This window comes from Mycolicibacterium chubuense, assembly GCF_001044255.1.
In the GTDB taxonomy this organism is placed as follows: Bacteria; Actinomycetota; Actinomycetes; order Mycobacteriales; family Mycobacteriaceae; genus Mycobacterium; species Mycobacterium chubuense.
Map to the genome: position 1 here is coordinate 12,249 of NZ_JYNX01000007.1, position 16,322 is coordinate 28,570.

14 protein-coding genes and 3 pseudogenes are annotated in these 16,322 nt (G+C 70.7%); 12 read left to right on the forward strand and 5 right to left on the reverse strand.

What is annotated here, in order from left to right:
- The first annotated feature begins 106 nt into the window (after positions 1-106).
- A complete protein-coding gene (locus MCHUDSM44219_RS00830; RefSeq protein ID WP_048416329.1) occupies positions 107-2,743 on the forward strand; it encodes a glycosyltransferase family 1 protein in 2,637 nt (878 codons plus the stop codon).
- Here MCHUDSM44219_RS00830 and MCHUDSM44219_RS00835 read toward each other — a convergent pair whose 3' ends face one another.
- The 3 genes from MCHUDSM44219_RS00835 to MCHUDSM44219_RS00845 all read right to left on the reverse strand — a co-directional run bounded on the left by MCHUDSM44219_RS00835 (position 2,744) and on the right by MCHUDSM44219_RS00845 (position 7,571).
- Complete coding sequence (locus MCHUDSM44219_RS00835) at positions 2,744-4,192, reverse strand: neutral zinc metallopeptidase (RefSeq protein WP_048416330.1); 1,449 nt, start codon at positions 4,190-4,192, stop codon at positions 2,744-2,746. It abuts the gene before it with no gap.
- A gap of 107 nt (positions 4,193-4,299) precedes the next feature.
- Positions 4,300-6,291, reverse strand: a complete 1,992-nt coding sequence (locus tag MCHUDSM44219_RS00840; protein WP_048416331.1) for an ATP-dependent DNA helicase — start codon at positions 6,289-6,291, stop codon at positions 4,300-4,302.
- A gap of 5 nt (positions 6,292-6,296) precedes the next feature.
- Entirely contained in the window at positions 6,297-7,571 is a 1,275-nt protein-coding gene (locus MCHUDSM44219_RS00845) for a nicotinate phosphoribosyltransferase (protein WP_236695302.1), read from the reverse strand.
- Positions 7,572-7,705: 134 nt separating this feature from the next.
- Here MCHUDSM44219_RS00845 and clpS point away from each other — a divergent pair, with 134 nt between their 5' ends.
- The 11 genes and pseudogenes from clpS to rdgB all read left to right on the forward strand — a co-directional run bounded on the left by clpS (position 7,706) and on the right by rdgB (position 15,069).
- Positions 7,706-8,008: an ATP-dependent Clp protease adapter ClpS gene (gene clpS / locus MCHUDSM44219_RS00850; protein ID WP_048416333.1), complete on the forward strand. Its 303-nt coding sequence runs from the start codon at positions 7,706-7,708 to the stop codon at positions 8,006-8,008.
- A 7-nt stretch (positions 8,009-8,015) separates the two neighbouring features.
- On the forward strand, positions 8,016-8,597 hold the full coding sequence (gene aosR, locus MCHUDSM44219_RS00855) for an oxidative stress transcriptional regulator AosR (protein WP_048416334.1): 582 nt from the start codon (positions 8,016-8,018) through the stop codon (positions 8,595-8,597).
- A complete protein-coding gene (locus MCHUDSM44219_RS00860) occupies positions 8,597-9,619 on the forward strand; it encodes a P1 family peptidase (RefSeq protein WP_048416335.1) in 1,023 nt (340 codons plus the stop codon). The genes aosR and MCHUDSM44219_RS00860 overlap by 1 nt, the downstream gene beginning before the upstream one ends.
- Before the next feature lie 16 nt (positions 9,620-9,635).
- Entirely contained in the window at positions 9,636-10,049 is a 414-nt protein-coding gene (locus tag MCHUDSM44219_RS00865) for a M67 family metallopeptidase (RefSeq protein ID WP_048416336.1), read from the forward strand.
- Between the two features lie 19 nt (positions 10,050-10,068).
- Positions 10,069-10,341 carry a MoaD/ThiS family protein gene (locus MCHUDSM44219_RS00870; RefSeq protein ID WP_048416337.1) on the forward strand — a complete coding sequence of 91 codons (273 nt, stop codon included), beginning with the start codon at positions 10,069-10,071 and terminating at the stop codon, positions 10,339-10,341.
- On the forward strand, positions 10,341-11,303 hold the full coding sequence (locus MCHUDSM44219_RS00875; RefSeq protein ID WP_048416338.1) for a PLP-dependent cysteine synthase family protein: 963 nt from the start codon (positions 10,341-10,343) through the stop codon (positions 11,301-11,303). The genes MCHUDSM44219_RS00870 and MCHUDSM44219_RS00875 overlap by 1 nt, the downstream gene beginning before the upstream one ends.
- A complete protein-coding gene (locus MCHUDSM44219_RS00880; protein ID WP_048416339.1) occupies positions 11,294-11,983 on the forward strand; it encodes a rhomboid family intramembrane serine protease in 690 nt (229 codons plus the stop codon). Before MCHUDSM44219_RS00875 ends, MCHUDSM44219_RS00880 begins: the two co-directional genes overlap by 10 nt.
- Positions 11,980-12,810 (forward strand): glutamate racemase, encoded by an 831-nt coding sequence (gene murI, locus MCHUDSM44219_RS00885; protein ID WP_048416340.1) that lies wholly within the window; start codon positions 11,980-11,982, stop codon positions 12,808-12,810. The genes MCHUDSM44219_RS00880 and murI overlap by 4 nt, the downstream gene beginning before the upstream one ends.
- Positions 12,811-12,868: 58 nt before the next feature.
- Positions 12,869-13,643, forward strand: a pseudogene (locus MCHUDSM44219_RS00890) (cyclic nucleotide-degrading phosphodiesterase).
- Between the two features lie 38 nt (positions 13,644-13,681).
- A complete protein-coding gene (rph, locus tag MCHUDSM44219_RS00895) occupies positions 13,682-14,464 on the forward strand; it encodes a ribonuclease PH (protein ID WP_048416341.1) in 783 nt (260 codons plus the stop codon).
- On the forward strand, positions 14,461-15,069 hold the full coding sequence (gene rdgB, locus MCHUDSM44219_RS28605; RefSeq protein WP_082161970.1) for an RdgB/HAM1 family non-canonical purine NTP pyrophosphatase: 609 nt from the start codon (positions 14,461-14,463) through the stop codon (positions 15,067-15,069). Before rph ends, rdgB begins: the two co-directional genes overlap by 4 nt.
- On the opposite strand, the pseudogene MCHUDSM44219_RS00900 reads toward rdgB, so the two are convergent.
- Positions 15,066-16,130 (reverse strand): annotated as a pseudogene (locus tag MCHUDSM44219_RS00900) (acyltransferase family protein); the annotation flags it as partial. The gene rdgB and the pseudogene MCHUDSM44219_RS00900 sit on opposite strands and share 4 nt — an antisense overlap.
- 25 nt (positions 16,131-16,155) lie before the next feature.
- Positions 16,156-16,322 (reverse strand): annotated as a pseudogene (locus MCHUDSM44219_RS29330) (VOC family protein); the annotation flags it as partial.

Here is a 16,322-nt window from a genome sequence, read left to right on the forward strand (position 1 = left end):
GTCGCGCCTATACCCACCGTAGTGTCGACCTCAACCCACCGGGCGGCATCGGACGTCACCGAAGCGTTGCCCACGGCGCGGCCGCACGGCAGTAAGGTGAGCACGCGTGAAAGCTCTCCGTCGGTTCACCGTCCGCGCCCATCTTCCGCAGCGTCTGGCCGCGCTCGAGCGGCTGTCGATCAATCTGCGGTGGTCATGGGACAAACCGACCCAGGATCTGTTCGAGTCCATCGACCCGGAGCTGTGGAAACTCGTCGACGGGGATCCGGTGGCGATCCTCGGGCAGGTGAGCCCGGCGCGACTGGAGGCGCTCGCGGGCGACGATGCGTTCGTCCACCGCCTCGAGGAGCTCGCCGCGGAACTGGACAACTATCTGACCCGCCCACTGTGGTACCAGCAGCTCGGCGCTGACAGGCAGGGCGGCAAGGACCCGGTCCTGCCCAACGGCATCGCGTACTTCTCGATGGAGTTCGGCGTGGCCGAGGTGCTGCCCAACTATTCGGGAGGCCTGGGCATCCTCGCGGGGGACCACCTGAAGTCTGCGTCAGACCTGGGCCTGCCGTTGATCGCGGTCGGCCTGTACTACCGCTCCGGCTACTTCCGGCAGTCCCTGAGCGCCGATGGATGGCAGCACGAGAACTACCCGTCGCTCGACGCCCAGGGTCTTCCGCTGCGTCTGCTCACCGACGCCTCCGGCGAGGCGGTGCTGATCAGTCTGGCGCTACCCGACGGCGCGCAGCTCTACGCTCGGATCTGGGTCGCCCAGGTCGGCCGAATCCCGTTGCTGCTCTTGGATTCCGACATCCCCGAAAACGATCACGACCTGCGGTCGGTGACCGACCGGCTCTACGGCGGCGACCAGGATCACCGCATCAAGCAGGAGATCCTCGCCGGCATCGGCGGCGTCCGCGCGATCCGCGCCTTCACCGAGATCGAGGGGCTGCCTGCGCCCGAGGTCTTCCACATGAACGAGGGGCACGCCGGCTTCCTGGGCACCGAGCGCATCCGTGAGCTCATCGAGGCCGGTCTCGATTTCGACACCGCGCTGACGGTGGTCCGCTCCTCGACGGTGTTCACCACGCACACGCCGGTGCCCGCCGGTATCGACCGGTTCCCGGTCGAGATGGTGGAGCGCTACTTCGGCCCCGATCCCGGTGGTGTGGGGTCACGGCTGCTGCCCGGGGTGCCGCTGGAGCGCATCCTCGCGTTCGGCGCCGAGGACGACGCGACGAAGTTCAACATGGCGCACATGGGCCTGCGACTGGCCCAGCGGGCCAACGGGGTGTCGCTGCTGCACGGCCGCGTCAGCCGGGAGATGTTCAACGACCTGTGGCCGGGTTTCGACCCCGCCGAGGTGCCGATCGGCTCGATCACCAACGGCGTGCACGCACCCACCTGGGCCGCGCCGCAGTGGCTGGAGTTGGGCCGCGAGCTGATCGGCAGTGAGGACCTGAGTTCCCTGCAGGAGCCCGAGACGTGGGAGCGGTTGCACGAGGTCGATCCCGGGCATCTGTGGTGGATCCGCTCGCAGCTGCGCGAGGCGCTGGTGCACGACGTGCGTGACCGGCTACATCGCTCGTGGCTGGAGCGCGGTGCCGCTGAGGCCGAACTGGGTTGGATCGCAACCGCTTTCGACCCCAACGTGCTGACCATCGGGTTCGCCCGCCGCGTGCCGACGTACAAGCGGTTGACCCTGATGCTGCGTGACCCGGACCGGTTGACCAAGCTGCTGCTCGACAAGGAGCGCCCCCTGCAGCTCATCGTGGCGGGCAAGTCGCATCCCGCCGATGAGGGCGGAAAGGCGCTGATCCAGCAGGTGGTCCGCTTCGCCGACCGCGCCGAGGTCCGGCACCGCATCGCGTTCCTGCCCGACTACGACATGTCGATGGCCCGCACGCTGTATCACGGGTGCGACGTGTGGCTGAACAACCCGCTGCGCCCCCTGGAAGCCTGCGGCACCTCGGGGATGAAGAGCGCGCTCAACGGCGGTCTGAACCTGTCGATCCGCGACGGGTGGTGGGACGAGTGGTTCGACGGCGAGAACGGGTGGGAGATCCCCACCGCCGACGGGCTCGCCGACGAGAACCGCCGCGACGACCTGGAGGCCGCCGCGCTCTACGACCTGCTCGAGCGCGCGGTCGCGCCGAAGTTCTACGACCGCGACGAGCGGGGCGTGCCGACCCGCTGGGTGGAGATGGTGCGCCACACGCTGCAGGTGCTGGGCCCCAAGGTGCTGGCGTCGCGGATGGTCCGCGACTACACGCAGAACTATTACCTGCCCGCGGCGCGGGCGCTTCGGCAGTCGATCGAGCCAGGCGCGTCCGGAGACGCCGAGCACGCCATGGCGTTCGGCGCCGCGCGCGAACTGGCGGAGTACCGGCAGCGGGTCGAGAAGGTGTGGCCGCAGATCCGGATCCTCGAGGTCGACAGCTCCGGGCTGCCCGACACTCCGCTGCTGGGCTCGGAGCTGACCCTGACCGCGCGGGTGTGCCTCGAGGGCTTGCGGCCCGACGAGGTGACGGTGCAGGCGGTTCTCGGGCGCGTCGACGCCGGCGACGCGCTGGTCGATCCGGTGACGCTGCCGATGACGCACGTCGGCGCCGCCGAGGGCGGGCAGGACGTCTTCACGGCGAGCACGCCGCTGCCCGTCACCGGCCCGGTCGGCTACACCGTCCGGGTGCTGCCGCACCACCGGCTGCTGGCCGGGGACAACGAGTGGGGGCTGGTCGCGCTCGCGGGGTGATCAGGGGAAGCGTTTGAAGCAGCGGTCCGCGTCGCCGAGGACGCCGACGCGGAACGCGTCGATGCGGGAGAACCCCGACGGCACCGATTCGCCGTTGACGTCGCTGGCCGCCAGACCGTTGGTCAGCATCCCCGACACCGCCTCGTCGACATCACCTGCCGTCAGCGCGATCGTGTTGCCGTCGGGGGTGGTGACCTGTTTGGACATCTTGACCGTCGCCACCCCGGTGAGGCACGCAGTGCGCAGGGCGGCCTCGGCGTTGTCGAGGGCCACCCCGCCGTGTGCCTGCTGGATCGCCTGCATGTAGCGCGACACCAGCACCGAGTAGGCGACGTTGTCGCCGGTGGCCAGGCCGCCGTTGTCGTCCTGGGCGCCGAGCTGCTGCAGTGCGGGCAGGTCGACGACGATGGTGTTGGTGGCCGGGCAGTACGACGCGGGCGGGCTCGGCCGGGCGTCGGCGCAGCTGCTCGCGGCCTGCGCGTCGAAGCTCAGCGCCGGCGGATTCTGCGGCGTGAACAGGATGCCCATCGCGTCGACGATCGAGCGCACCGAGTCCTCGTCGATCTGGAGTTCCCCGGTCTGGTCCTCGGGCAGCAGGACCGGGAGGTCACCGCGGCGCTGTCCGATCTCGCGCATGTCGATCCCGGCGCATGCCGCCGGGCCGTCGGTGAAGCCGAATTGGAACGCCGAGATGCGTTCGAACGCCGATCCGTGCTCGTCGAAACCGGCGTCGGGATCACCCTCCCGCAGCAGCGGATCGCGGAACGAGATGACGCCCGCCAGCACGTTGTTCAGACCGTCGCCGGTGCTGAGCGAGAACCGCGGGGAGTTGTCCTCGGCCACCCAGCGCATGTAGGCGCCGCCGAGGCAGTCGGCCTGCTGCTCGGCCACCAGTGTCTTGGTGTTGTCATTCGACAGCCCCGCCGCGCGCGAGACGGCGTGACCGTATTCGTGGGCCAGTACCATCGCCACCCCGATGTCGCCGTGAGCCCTACGCAGGCCGGGCAGCAGCTCCCCGCGGTCCCAGCCGATCGTCTTGTCGGTGTAGCAGTACGCGGCGTTGACCAACCCGTAGGTGTCCTCGTCACAGAACGTGCCGCCGAAGTCGTTGGCATCCCAGGAGATCAGGGACTTGACGGGGGTGAACCCCTCGTTGAACGTCTCGGGATACGCGGTCTCCCAGTACTGCTCGATGTCGCTGACCGCACTCGCGGCGAGGTTGTCGATGTCGCCGCCGTCGCCGCCGTCGACGTCGCGGCTGGGACCCTCGGCGCCCGGCCGCAGCCCGGTCGGACCGTCCGTGGCGGGCAGGCCGGCGACCTTGAACGGATCGTCGAACACCGATACGGCGTTGCCCTGCAACGTCGTCGAGCACGCGGCGACGATCAGGAGCGAGCACACCCCGATCGTCACGCCGAGTACCCGCCTGGGATTGATCGACGGACCCATGACGCCGCCTTTCGGGTCATTCCGCGGCCTGGACCACCGCACATGTGCGCTGTCGACAATAGTGATCCGGCGCCCCCGCTGCCCGGTAGACGCGGAACCTCGACGGTTCAGTGCGGCGCACACAGGCGCCGCAGTGCGGCGCGGACGGCATCGCCGTCGGTGGTCGCCCAGAACGGTGGCAGCGAGGACCGGAGGAACCCGCTGTAGCGGGCTGTCGCCATTCGCGAGTCCAGCACCGCCACCACCCCGCGGTCGTCGACGCGGCGCAGCAGCCTGCCGGTGCCCTGGGCCAGGAGCAGCGCGGCGTGACTGGCGGCGACCGCCATGAAGCCGTTGCCGCCCCGCGCGGCGACCGCGCGCTGCCGCGCAGTCAGCAACGGGTCGTCGGGCCGGGGAAACGGAATCCGGTCGATGAGCACCAGCGACAGGGAGGGGCCGGGCACGTCGACGCCCTGCCACAGGGACAGGGTGCCGAAGAGCGACGTCGCCTCGTCCTCGGCGAAGCGCGCCACCAGCGCGGCGGTGTTGTCGTCGCCCTGGCACAGCACGGGCGTGTCGAGCCGCTCGCGCATGATCTCGGCAGTGGCCTTGGCCGCGCGCATCGAGGAGAACAGGCCCAGCGTGCGACCCCCGGCCGCGGTGATCAGCGCGGCGATCTCGTCCAGCTGCTCGGCCGATCCGGTGCCGTCGCGCCCGGGTGGGGGCAGATGTGCGGCGACGTAGAGGATGGCCGCGCGGGCGTGGTCGAACGGGGAGCCGACGTCCAGGCCGCGCCAGCGGAGAGTCGCGTCGGGGTCGCCGGTGAGCCCCCAGGACGACGCCATCGTGTCGAAGTCGCCTCCGACGGTCAGCGTCGCCGAGGTCAGCACCGCGGTGGTGTGGCCGAACAGTCGGCTGCGCAGCAGTCCGGCCACCGACAGCGGGGCGACCCGTAACACGGTGCGGGTGCCGGAGCGGCCGTCGTCGGTGTGTTCCAGCCAGACGACATCGGTGCGGTCAGGGATGGCGGGGACGAACGACGCCAGGATCCGGGCCGCGGTGTCGGCGACGTCGCCGAGTGCCGTCGCCGCCTCCGCCCGCGCCGAGGCCGTCTTCGGATCGCTCGGCGCCGTGTCGACCGCGGTGCGGGCCCGGCCGGCGCTGTCGCGCAGCACACTCAGGTAGCTACCCAGCTCCTCGTCGAGCACGTCGATTCGGCCCGGCTGCGCGTCGAAGATCGCCGAGGTGAACGTCGCCGAGGCCGCCTCGAAGCGCTGCGCGAGCTCGGCGTCGACCACGCGGGCCGCGCGGCGCTGCGCGACTCCCAGCGACGTGGCGGACAGTTCCGCGGTCGCCACCCCGGTCACCCGGTCCACCAGCTCGTGGGCCTCGTCGACGATCAACAGGTCGTGTTCGGGCAGCACGTTGGCCTCGCCGATGGCGTCGATGGCCAGCAGCGCGTGATTGGTCACCACCACGTCGGCGCCGGCGGCGCGGTCGCGTGCCCGTTCGGCGAAGCAGTCGGTGCCGAACGGGCAGCGCGAGACGCCGATGCACTCGCGTGCCGAGACGCTGACCTGCGACCAGGACCGGTCGGGCACGCCGGGGACCAGCTCGTCGCGGTCGCCGGTCTGCGTGTCCGACGACCACTCGGTGAGGCGGGCGACGTCGCGGCCCAGCGCGCTGGAGGCGGCGGGCGAGAACAGCCGCTCCTGCGGTCCGTCGTCGGCCGGCTCGGCGGCTCCGTTGTGAATCTTGTTCAGGCACAGATAGTTTCCGCGACCCTTGAGCAGAGCGAAGGTGGGCTTGCGGGAAAGGTGCGGGGTGAGCGAGTCGGCCAGGCGCGGCAGGTCGCGATCGACGAGCTGACGTTGCAACGCGATGGTGGCCGTCGACACGACGACCGGCCGCCCGTCGGCCACCGCCTGGGCGATCGCCGGGACCAGATAGGCCAGCGACTTACCGGTGCCTGTCCCGGCCTGCACGGCCAGGTGCTCGCCGCTGGCGAATGCCGCCGCGACGGCCTCGGCCATCGCGACCTGACCGGCGCGGCCGGTGCCGCCGAGGGCGGCGACTGCGGTGGCGAGCAGATCGGTGACCTCGCCCGGCCGGGTGCCCATCCGGCCTACCGCCCGCGGCGCGGAGCGATCATCCGGGTCGGCACCGCGGGATCGCCCTTCGAGAGCTTGAGGCCGTCCCACGGCAGACTGCGCAGACCCTGCTGGACACGCTCGCGGGCGGCGTCGAGGCCGAGGTCGGCGACGGGCCGCCCGTCGCGCATCAGGGGGACGGTCACGGGGCGGCCGACGAGGCCCTGCGGGATCTCGGGCGGGTGGCCGGCGGGGTGGACGATCTCCTCGACGATGGTGCCCGATTGCTTGGCGAGCCGGATCGCCTGCTTGCGGCCCCCGTGTGACTCCTTGTGGCTGCTGCGCTTCTCCACCGGCAGGCCGTCCACCTCGACCAGCTTGTAGACCATGCTCGCGGTCGGCGCGCCCGATCCGGTGACCACGGAGGTTCCGACGCCGTACAGGTCGACCGGTTCGGCGCGCAGCGCGGCGATCGCGAACTCGTCGAGATCACCGGACACCACGATCTTGGTCCCGGTGGCGCCCAGGCCGTCGAGCTGCGCGCGGACCTGCCGGGCCAGCACACCGAGGTCGCCCGAGTCGATCCGCACCGCCCCGAGGCCCGGCCCGGCCACCTCGATCGCATTGGCGACCCCGGCGGTGATGTCGTAGGTGTCGACCAGCAGCGTGGTGTCGACGCCGAGCGCGTCCACCTGGGCCCGGAACGCCGCCTTCTCGCCGTCGTCGGCGCTCTGGCCGGCGTCGGTGTGCAGCAACGTGAACGCGTGCGCGCTGGTGCCCAGCGCGGGAACGCCGTGGCGGCGCTCGGCCTCCAGATTCGACGATCCGGTGAAGCCGGCGAGGTAGGCCGCCCGCGACGCGGCGACGGCGGCGTACTCGTGGGTGCGCCGCGAGCCCATCTCGATCAGCGGACGCCCGTCGGCGGCGCTGACCATGCGGGCCGCCGCCGAGGTGATCGCGGTGTCGTGGTTGAAGATCGACAGCGCCAGCGTTTCGAGCACCACGCACTGACCGAACGTGCCGTGCACCGAGAGCACCGGGGACCCCGGGAAGTACAACTCGCCCTCGGGGTACCCGTCGATGTCGCCGGTGAACCGGTAGTCGGCGAGGTAGGCCAGCGTGTCGTCGTCGAGGAAATCCGAGAGCGCGGCGAGCTCGTCGCTGCCGAACCTGAAGTCCGGCAACGCTTCCACCAGGCGCCCGGTGCCCCCGGTCACGCCGTAGCGCCTGCCGTCGGGCAGGCGGCGGGCGAACACCTCGAAGGTGGTCTGTCGGTGGGCGGTGCCGTCCTTGAGCGCCGCGGCGAGCATCGTCAGTTCGTACTTGTCGGTCAGCAGCGCCACCGACCGGAGAGGCGCAGCGTCGGCCGGGCCCGGGAGCGGCGAAGTCACGGCCCAACCGTATCGGTTCGGAGCCGGTGCGTGACCCCGGTATTCTTGCCGGCATGGTGACGCCGGCGAAGGCACGACCGGAGACCCGCGAAGAACGCGACGTGGACTCCGACGTCGCGGCCGACACCCCCTGGATCACCATCGTCTGGGACGACCCGGTGAATCTGATGACCTACGTGACCTACGTCTTCCAGAAGCTCTTCGGATACAGCGAGCCGCACGCCACCAAGCTGATGTTGCAGGTGCACAACGAGGGCAAGGCAGTGGTCTCGGCGGGCAGCCGGGAGTCGATGGAAGTCGACGTGTCCAAGCTCCATGCCGCAGGGCTGTGGGCGACACTGCAGCAGGACCGCTGAATTCGCTGTGCGTAAATGGAAGCGGGTCGAAGGCGGCGACGGCCCCCGGTTCCGGTCGGCGCTGGCCGCCCACGAGGCCGATCTGCTCTCCAGCCTGGTGTCGTCGCTGCTGGGCATGCTCGACGATCGCGAATCGTCGGCCCCCGTCGACGAACTCGCTGAGATCACCGGTATCCGTATCGGCAATTCGATTCCGCCGCAAGACGATACGATGAAGCGGCTGCTGCCGGACTTCTACCGTCCCGCCACCGATCATCCCGCGGGTTCGGGTCCGGCCGAAAGCCTGAACAGCGCGCTGCGCAGCCTGCACGAACCCGAGATCATCGACGCCAAACGTGCCGCGGCGCAACGCCTGCTGGCGACGGTACCGCCGGGCGGAGGCAAGTTCGAGCTGTCCGAAGACGATGCCCAGGCGTGGGTGTCGGCAGTCAACGACGTGCGCCTCGCGCTGGGCACGATGCTCGAGATCGGGCCCGACGGACCCGACCACTTGCCGCACGAGCACCCGATGGCCGGGCACCTCGACGTGTACCAGTGGCTGACGGTGCTGCAGGAGTATCTGGTGGTCAGCCTGATGGGCGGGCGCTGATGCCCGGCGCCATCACCGACGTCGGCGGCATCCGGGTCGGTCACCACCACGTGCTCGACCCCGACGCGGCGCTGGGCTCCGGCTGGGCCACCGGGACGACGGTGGTGCTCACCCCGCCGGGCACCGTCGGCGCCGTCGACGGCCGTGGCGGCGCGCCCGGCACCCGCGAGACCGACCTGCTCGATCCCGGCAATTCCGTACGCCATGTCGACGCCGTCGTGCTCACCGGCGGCAGCGCGTTCGGGCTGGCCGCGGCCGACGGCGTGATGACCTGGCTGGAGGAGCAGGAACGCGGCGTGGCGATGGACGGCGGCGTGGTGCCGATCGTGCCGGCCGCGGTCATCTTCGACCTGCCGGTCGGCGGCTGGCAGTGCCGGCCGACCGCCGACTTCGGGTACCGCGCGGCCGCCGCCGCGGGCAGCGACACCGGGATCGGCACCGTCGGCGCCGGTGTCGGAGCGCGGGCCGGGGTGCTCAAGGGCGGGGTGGGCACCGCCTCGGTGACCCTCGACATCGGCGTCACCGTCGGCGCCCTCGTCGTCGTCAACTCGGCCGGCGACGTCGTCGACCCCGGTACCGGGCTGCCCTGGCAGGCCGACCACATCGAGGAGTTCGGCCTGGTCTCGCCGCCCGCCCACCAGGTGGCCGCCTACGCCGACCGGCACAGAGAGTTCGGGCCGCTCAACACGACGATCGCCGTCGTCGCGACCGACGCCGCGCTGAGCAAGGCGGCCTGCCGACGGGTGGCGGTGGCCGCCCAGGACGGGCTGGCCCGCACGATCCGGCCCTGCCACACCCCGCTGGACGGTGACACGGTGTTCGCGCTGGCCACCGGCGCGGTCGAGGTGGATCCCGACCCGACCCTCCCGGCGTCCATGTCGCCGGAGGTGCCGTTGATGACGGCCGTGGGGGCGGCGGCCGCCGACGTTCTGGCCGGCGCGGTGCTCGCCGCGATGCTGGCTGCCGAGCCGGTCGCCGGAATACCGACCTACCGTGGCCTGTTGCCGGGAGCGTTCGAATGAAAGGAAACCGACGCCGGTGCTGACGATTCGTGCTGACCTCGTGGAGGCGATGGTCCGCCATGCCCGGGCCGATCACCCCGACGAGGCGTGCGGCATCATCGCCGGGCCCGAGGGCTCCGACCGCCCCGAGCGGTTCATCGCGATGGTCAACGCCGAGCGGTCGCCGACCTTCTACCGTTTCGACTCGGGCGAGCAGCTGAAGGTCTGGCGCGCCCTGGACGCGGCCGACGAGGCGCCCATCGTCATCTACCACTCGCACACCGCGACCGAGGCCTACCCGAGCCGCACCGACATCTCGTATGCCTCCGAGCCGGACGCCCACTACGTCCTGGTGTCGACCCGCGACCCCGAGACCCACGAGCTGCGCAGCTACCGCATCGTGGACGGCGTCGTCACCGAAGAACCCGTCACCGTCGTCGATCAGTACTGAGAAGAAGAGGAGTCTGCCCATGGCCGTTGAGGTGTCGATCCCGACGATCCTGCGCACCCACACCGGCGGCGAGAAGCGCGTGTCCGCCTCCGGCGCCACGCTGCAGGCCGTGATCGCCGATCTGGAGGCGAACTACTCGGGGATCTCCGAGCGCCTTGTCGATAACGGCAAGCTGCACCGCTTCGTCAACATCTACGTCAACGACGAGGACGTGCGGTTCTCCGGCGGTCTGGACACCGAGATCTCCGACGGGGACTCGGTGACGATCCTGCCCGCCGTGGCGGGAGGCTGATGACCCGATACGACTCGCTTCTCGACGCACTCGGCGGCACGCCGCTGGTCGGTCTGCAGCGGCTCTCGCCGGCCTGGGACGGTGACCCGCACGTGCGGCTGTGGGCCAAGCTCGAGGACCGCAACCCGACCGGCTCGATCAAGGACCGGCCGGCGCTGCGGATGATCGAGGAGGCGGAGCGCGAGGGCCGCCTCCACCCGGGCACCACGATCCTGGAACCGACCAGCGGCAACACCGGGATCTCGCTGGCGATGGCTGCCCTGCTCAAGGGCTACCAGATGGTCTGCGTGATGCCGGAGAACACCTCGATCGAGCGCCGCCAACTGCTCGAGCTCTACGGGGCGCGGATCATCTACTCGCCGGCCGAGGGCGGTTCCAACACGGCCGTCGCACACGCCAAAGAGCTTGCCGCGCAGAATCCTTCGTGGGTGATGCTCTACCAGTACGGCAACCCGGCCAACGCCGCCGCGCACTACGAGGGCACCGGACCCGAACTGCTCGCCGATCTGCCCGAGATCACGCACTTCGTCGCGGGCCTGGGCACCACCGGGACGCTGATGGGGACCGGACGTTTCCTGCGCGAGCACGTGCCCGGCGTGCAGATCGTCGCCGCTGAACCCCGGTACGGCGAAGGGGTGTACGCGCTGCGCAACATCGACGAGGGCTTCATCCCGGAGCTCTACGACCCGGACGTGCTGACCACCCGCTTCGCGGTCGGGTCCTTTGACGCGGTGCGGCGCACGCGCGAGCTGGTGCAGGCCGAGGGCATCTTCGCCGGCATCTCCACCGGGGCCATCCTGCACGCGGCGCTCGGCATGGCCGCCAAGGCGGTCAAGGCCGGTGAGCGCGCCGACATCGCGTTCACGGTCTGCGACGCCGGCTGGAAGTATCTGTCGACCGGCGCGTACGCCGGTAGCCTGGACGACGCGGAGGACGCGCTGGAAGGGCAACTATGGGCATGACGGGCGCCGGTGGGTATCCCGCCCCGGCCACAGGGCCGCGCAAGCGCCCCGCCTGGGTAATCGGCGGGGCCACCATCGTGTCGTTCGTCGTATTGCTCTGGTTGGTCGAGCTTTTCGACTCGATGAGCGGACACCGCTTGGACCAGAACGGTATTCGCCCGCTGGAAACCGACGGCCTGGCCGGCATCCTGTTCGCGCCGCTGCTGCATTCGAACTGGGAACACCTGATCGCCAACACCGTTCCCGCACTCGTGCTCGGCTTCTTGATGACCCTGGCGGGGCTGTCGAGGTTCCTGTTCGCCACCGCGATCATCTGGATCGTGGGCGGGCTGGGCACCTGGCTGATCGGCAACGTCGGCGCGCAGTGTCCTTATGTCGGGGTGCGGTGCGAGACCAACCACATCGGGGCCTCCGGTCTGATCTTCGGGTGGCTGACCTTCCTGATCGTCTTCGGGTTCTTCACCCGCAAGGTGTGGGAGATCGTCGTCGGCGTCGTCGTGCTGTTCGTGTACGGCAGCGTGCTGCTCGGCGTCCTTCCGGGCACATTCGGCGTGTCGTGGCAGGGACATCTGTGCGGCGCGGCAGCCGGTCTGCTCGCGGCGTATCTGCTCTCCGGCCCGGAACGCCGGGCCCGGGCGTCCGGCAGACGCAACACGGCCCCGCCGTACCTGCCCCGATGAGCGCCCATCTGCCCATCGGGATCTTCGATTCCGGCGTCGGCGGCCTCACCGTCGCGCGGGCCGTCATCGACCAGCTGCCCGACGAGGAGATCATCTACGTCGGCGACACCGGTAACGGGCCCTACGGACCGCTGACCGTTCCGGAGATCCGCGCGAACGCGCTGGCCATCGGCGATGATCTCGCCGACCGCGGCATCAAGGCGTTGGTGATCGCGTGCAACACGGCGTCGTCGGCCTGCTTGCGGGACGCGCGCGAGCGGTATGCGCCGATTCCCGTCGTCGAGGTCATCCTGCCCGCCGTGCGCCGTGCGGTCAGCACGACCCGCAGCGGCAGGGTCGGCGTGATCGGGACCGAGGCGACGATCGCCTCCGGGGCCTATCAGGACGCCTTCGCCGCCGCGCGCGACCTCGAGGTGTTCGCGGTCGCGTGCCCCCGCTTCGTCGACTTCGTCGAGCGGGGCGTGACCAGCGGGCGGCAGGTGCTGGGGCTGGCCGAGGGATACCTGGAGCCGCTGCAGCGTGCCGAGGTCGACACGCTGGTGCTGGGGTGCACGCACTATCCGATGCTGTCCGGACTGATCCAGTTGGCGATGGGCGACGACGTCACGCTGGTGTCCAGTGCCGAGGAGACAGCAAAGGACCTGCTGCGGGTGCTGACCGAACGCGACCTGCTGCATGCACACCCGGGCGACGACGCGCCCGCACCGCGCCGGGTGTTCGAGGCCACCGGCGATCCGGAGGCCTTCACCCGGCTGGCGGCACGTTTCCTCGGACCTTCCCTGGACGGGGTCCGGCCGGTGCAGCGTCACGCCGGAACGCGAACATGACGTTGGTCGCGCAAAGCGGCCATGTTTTCGCCATCGCGATCACGGGCATGGCAAGCTAGTGAGCGTGCGAATCACCGTACTGGGGTGCTCCGGCAGTGTGGTCGGACCCGATTCGCCCGCGTCCGGCTACCTGGTCACAGCACCCGACACGCCACCGCTGGTGCTCGACTTCGGCGGTGGGGTCCTCGGCGCGCTGCAGCGCTTCGCCGACCCCAACTCGGTGCACGTGCTTCTGTCGCATTTGCACGCCGATCACTGCCTCGATCTGCCCGGCCTTTTCGTCTGGCGGCGCTACCACCCGAGCCCCGCGCAGGAGCGCGGTCTGGTGTACGGACCCGCGAACACCTGGGCGCGTCTCGGCGCGGCGTCCTCGCCCGAGGGCGGCGAGATCGACGACTTCAGCGACATCTTCGACATCCGGCACTGGGTGGACAACCAACCCGTCGAGATCGGGGCGCTGACCATCGTGCCGCGGCTGGTGTGCCACCCCACCGAGTCCTACGGCATGCGCATCTCCGACCCGTCGGGCGCCACGCTTGTCTACAGCGGTGACACCGGCTACTGCGACGCGCTGATCGACCTGGCCCGCGACGCCGACGTGTTCCTGTGCGAGGCGTCCTGGACCCACGATCCGGCGCGTCCGCCGCGCCTGCACCTGTCGGGCACCGAGGCCGGGCGCGCGGCCGCCCGCGCCGGGGGTCGGGGAGCTCCTGCTCACCCACATCCCGCCGTGGACGTCGCGCGAGGATGTCATCAGCGAGGCCAAGGCCGAGTTCGACGGGCCCGTGCACGCGGTGGTGTCCAACGAGGCGTTCGACGTCACCCACTCCTGACGCCGGGCGCTGTCATGGCGACCGGTTAGGGTTGGCGCGTGTCCAGACGAGAAGACGGCCGGCTCGACGACGAACTCCGCCCGGTCACCATCACCCGTGGCTTCACCACCCATCCCGCGGGATCGGTGCTGGTCCAGTTCGGCGATACGCGGGTGATGTGCGCCGCGAGCGTCACCGAAGGGGTGCCACGCTGGCGCAAGGGCTCGGGCCAGGGCTGGCTGACCGCGGAGTACGCCATGCTGCCCGCCGCGACGCACGAACGCTCCGACCGGGAATCGGTCAAGGGCCGCGTCGGCGGCCGCACCCAGGAGATCAGCCGGCTGGTCGGCCGCTCCCTGCGGGCCTGCATCGACCTCGCCGCCCTGGGCGAGAACACCATCGCGATCGACTGTGACGTCCTGCAGGCCGACGGCGGTACCCGCACCGCAGCCATCACCGGTGCCTACGTCGCGCTGGCCGACGCGGTCACCTATCTGGCGGCCGCCGGCAAGCTCAAGGATCCGCGTCCGCTGTCGTGCGCGATCGCCGCGGTCAGCGTCGGCGTGGTCGACGGCCGCATCCGCGTCGATCTGCCCTACACCGAGGACTCGCGCGCCGAGGTCGACATGAACGTCGTCGCCACCGACACCGGCACGCTCGTCGAGATCCAGGGCACCGGCGAGGGCGCCACGTTCCCGCGCTCGACGCTGGACAAGATGCTCGACGCCGCGATGGCCGCCTGCGATCAACTCTTCGAGATCCAGCGTGCCGCGCTCGCGCTCCCGTATCCCGGCGTGCTGCCGGAGTCCGGTGAGCCGACCAAGAAGGCGTTCGGCAGCTGAGCCGGTTACTGGTTGCCACCCGCAACCTCAAGAAGCTGGCCGAGCTGCACCGCGTGCTCGACGCCGCCGGGGTGTCCGGGGTGACGCTGCTGTCGCTGGCCGATGTGCCGCCGTTCGACGAGGCACCCGAGACGGGTGCGACGTTCGAGGCGAATGCCCTGGCCAAGGCCCGCGACGCGTACACCGCCACCGGGCTGCCCGCAGTCGCCGACGATTCCGGGCTGGAGGTCGACGCGCTCAACGGCATGCCGGGGGTACTCAGCGCACGCTGGTCGGGCCGGCACGGCGACGACGACGCGAACACCGCACTGCTGCTCGGTCAACTCGGCGACGTCCCCGACGAACGGCGCGGCGCGGCATTCGTGTCCGCCTGCGCCCTGGTGCACGGGCCCACGGACGCCGACGCCGTCGTCGTGCGGGGGGAGTGGACGGGCACCATCGTGCGGGCGCCGCGCGGCGACGGCGGGTTCGGCTACGACCCGGTGTTCCTGCCCGCCGGCTCGGAGCGGACGGCTGCCGAACTCAGCCCCGAGGAGAAGGACGCGGCCTCGCACCGGGGCAGGGCGCTCGCCGCGCTGCTGCCCTCGCTACGTGCTCTGTTCTGAGGCGCCGTGACCCGGTGCAGCAGCCAGGCCGCAGGCACGGTCAGCGCCAGGGTGACCGCGATCAGCCCGGGCATCGATCCGGTGAACAGCGGCCAGCGCAGCACCAGATGCATCGTCAGCGCCATCGCCACCACATGCAGCAGGAAGATCTCGTAGGAGATCTCACCCAGCCACACCACGGGCCGGCTGGCCAGCACGCGCGTATAGGAGTCGCGGCTGCCCAGCGCCGCGGGCGCGACCACGAGCGTCGCGATCACCGCGTACAGCGTCGCCTTCACCGCAGGCACCCACCACGGGTCCGGGCCGAGGATCGCGCCGCCGAGCGACGTGGACACCACGAGATACAGCACACCCGCCATGGGCACCGCGATCGCCGCCGGGCAGCGCACCCGGAGTGTCTGCAGCACGGCCAGCGCCATGCCGCCGGCGAACCAGGCGAGGTGGCCGGGCAGCCACATGCCCGCAGAGTTCGGCAGCATGTCGGTGGTCTCGGCCGTGACCAGCCATGCCGGTGTCACCGCCGCGAGCGCCGCGAGCCCGACCAGGACGCGTGTCGGCCGCCACCGCCCGCGCAGCAGCGCGAAGGCCAGCGCGGGAAGCGCGAGGTAGAACGACACCTCGACGGCCATGCTCCACATCTGCGACAGGCCCGGATGCAGCAACGTGCCGAGGTAGTTTTCGCTGTAGATCTGCGTGAACGTCAGGTACCGCAGCAGGCCGTACAGCGACTGGCCGGGATTCGGGCCGGGGGTGAACACGGTGTAGATCTCGAACACCGCGACGACGGTGATCACGTAGGCGGGCAGGATGCGGCGCACCCGGCGCCGGCTGTATCTCCGGACGGACGGGGCCGGGGCTCCGTCGACGGCGGCGCGCACCCAGGGGCGGAAGAGCAGGTGACCGGAGAGCACGAAGAAGAGGGCCACACCGATGTCGAGCCGGGCAGTCAGTGCGCCGACGTAACCGTGGGTGATGAGGCCGGTCGCGAACGCGGCATGGGTGCCGACGACGGCCAGCGCGGCGACTGCCCGCAGACCGGTGAGGGCGGGATCCCGCCACACGGCCGGGTTACTCGCCGTGTTATCCCATGCCGAGGGTGTCCAGGTACCAGTCGAGCGTCTTCAGGTAGGTGGTCGACTGCAGGACGACGTGGCGGAGCCGTTGCACGCGGGCCGGCACGCGCGGCGGACGCACCGTGGCGTTGATCCGCGCACCGGCGCGCGCGGTGTTCGCCACCTGCGGCACCTGCACCG

What these genes read in the sequence shown, in the direction of transcription:
- MCHUDSM44219_RS00840 (WP_048416331.1), bottom strand. Translation starts at nt 6,291, where the DNA reads ATGGGCACCCGGCCGGGCGAGGTCACCGATCTGCTCGCCACCGCAGTC.
- MCHUDSM44219_RS00880 (WP_048416339.1), top strand. Translation starts at nt 11,294, where the DNA reads ATGGGCATGACGGGCGCCGGTGGGTATCCCGCCCCGGCCACAGGGCCG.
- MCHUDSM44219_RS00870 (WP_048416337.1), top strand. Translation starts at nt 10,069, where the DNA reads ATGGCCGTTGAGGTGTCGATCCCGACGATCCTGCGCACCCACACCGGC.
- MCHUDSM44219_RS00875 (WP_048416338.1), top strand. Translation starts at nt 10,341, where the DNA reads ATGACCCGATACGACTCGCTTCTCGACGCACTCGGCGGCACGCCGCTG.
- MCHUDSM44219_RS00845 (WP_236695302.1), bottom strand. Translation starts at nt 7,571, where the DNA reads ATGCTCGCCGCGGCGCTCAAGGACGGCACCGCCCACCGACAGACCACC.
- MCHUDSM44219_RS00860 (WP_048416335.1), top strand. Translation starts at nt 8,597, where the DNA reads ATGCCCGGCGCCATCACCGACGTCGGCGGCATCCGGGTCGGTCACCAC.
- murI (WP_048416340.1), top strand. Translation starts at nt 11,980, where the DNA reads ATGAGCGCCCATCTGCCCATCGGGATCTTCGATTCCGGCGTCGGCGGC.
- clpS (WP_048416333.1), top strand. Translation starts at nt 7,706, where the DNA reads ATGGTGACGCCGGCGAAGGCACGACCGGAGACCCGCGAAGAACGCGAC.
- MCHUDSM44219_RS00835 (WP_048416330.1), bottom strand. Translation starts at nt 4,192, where the DNA reads ATGGGTCCGTCGATCAATCCCAGGCGGGTACTCGGCGTGACGATCGGG.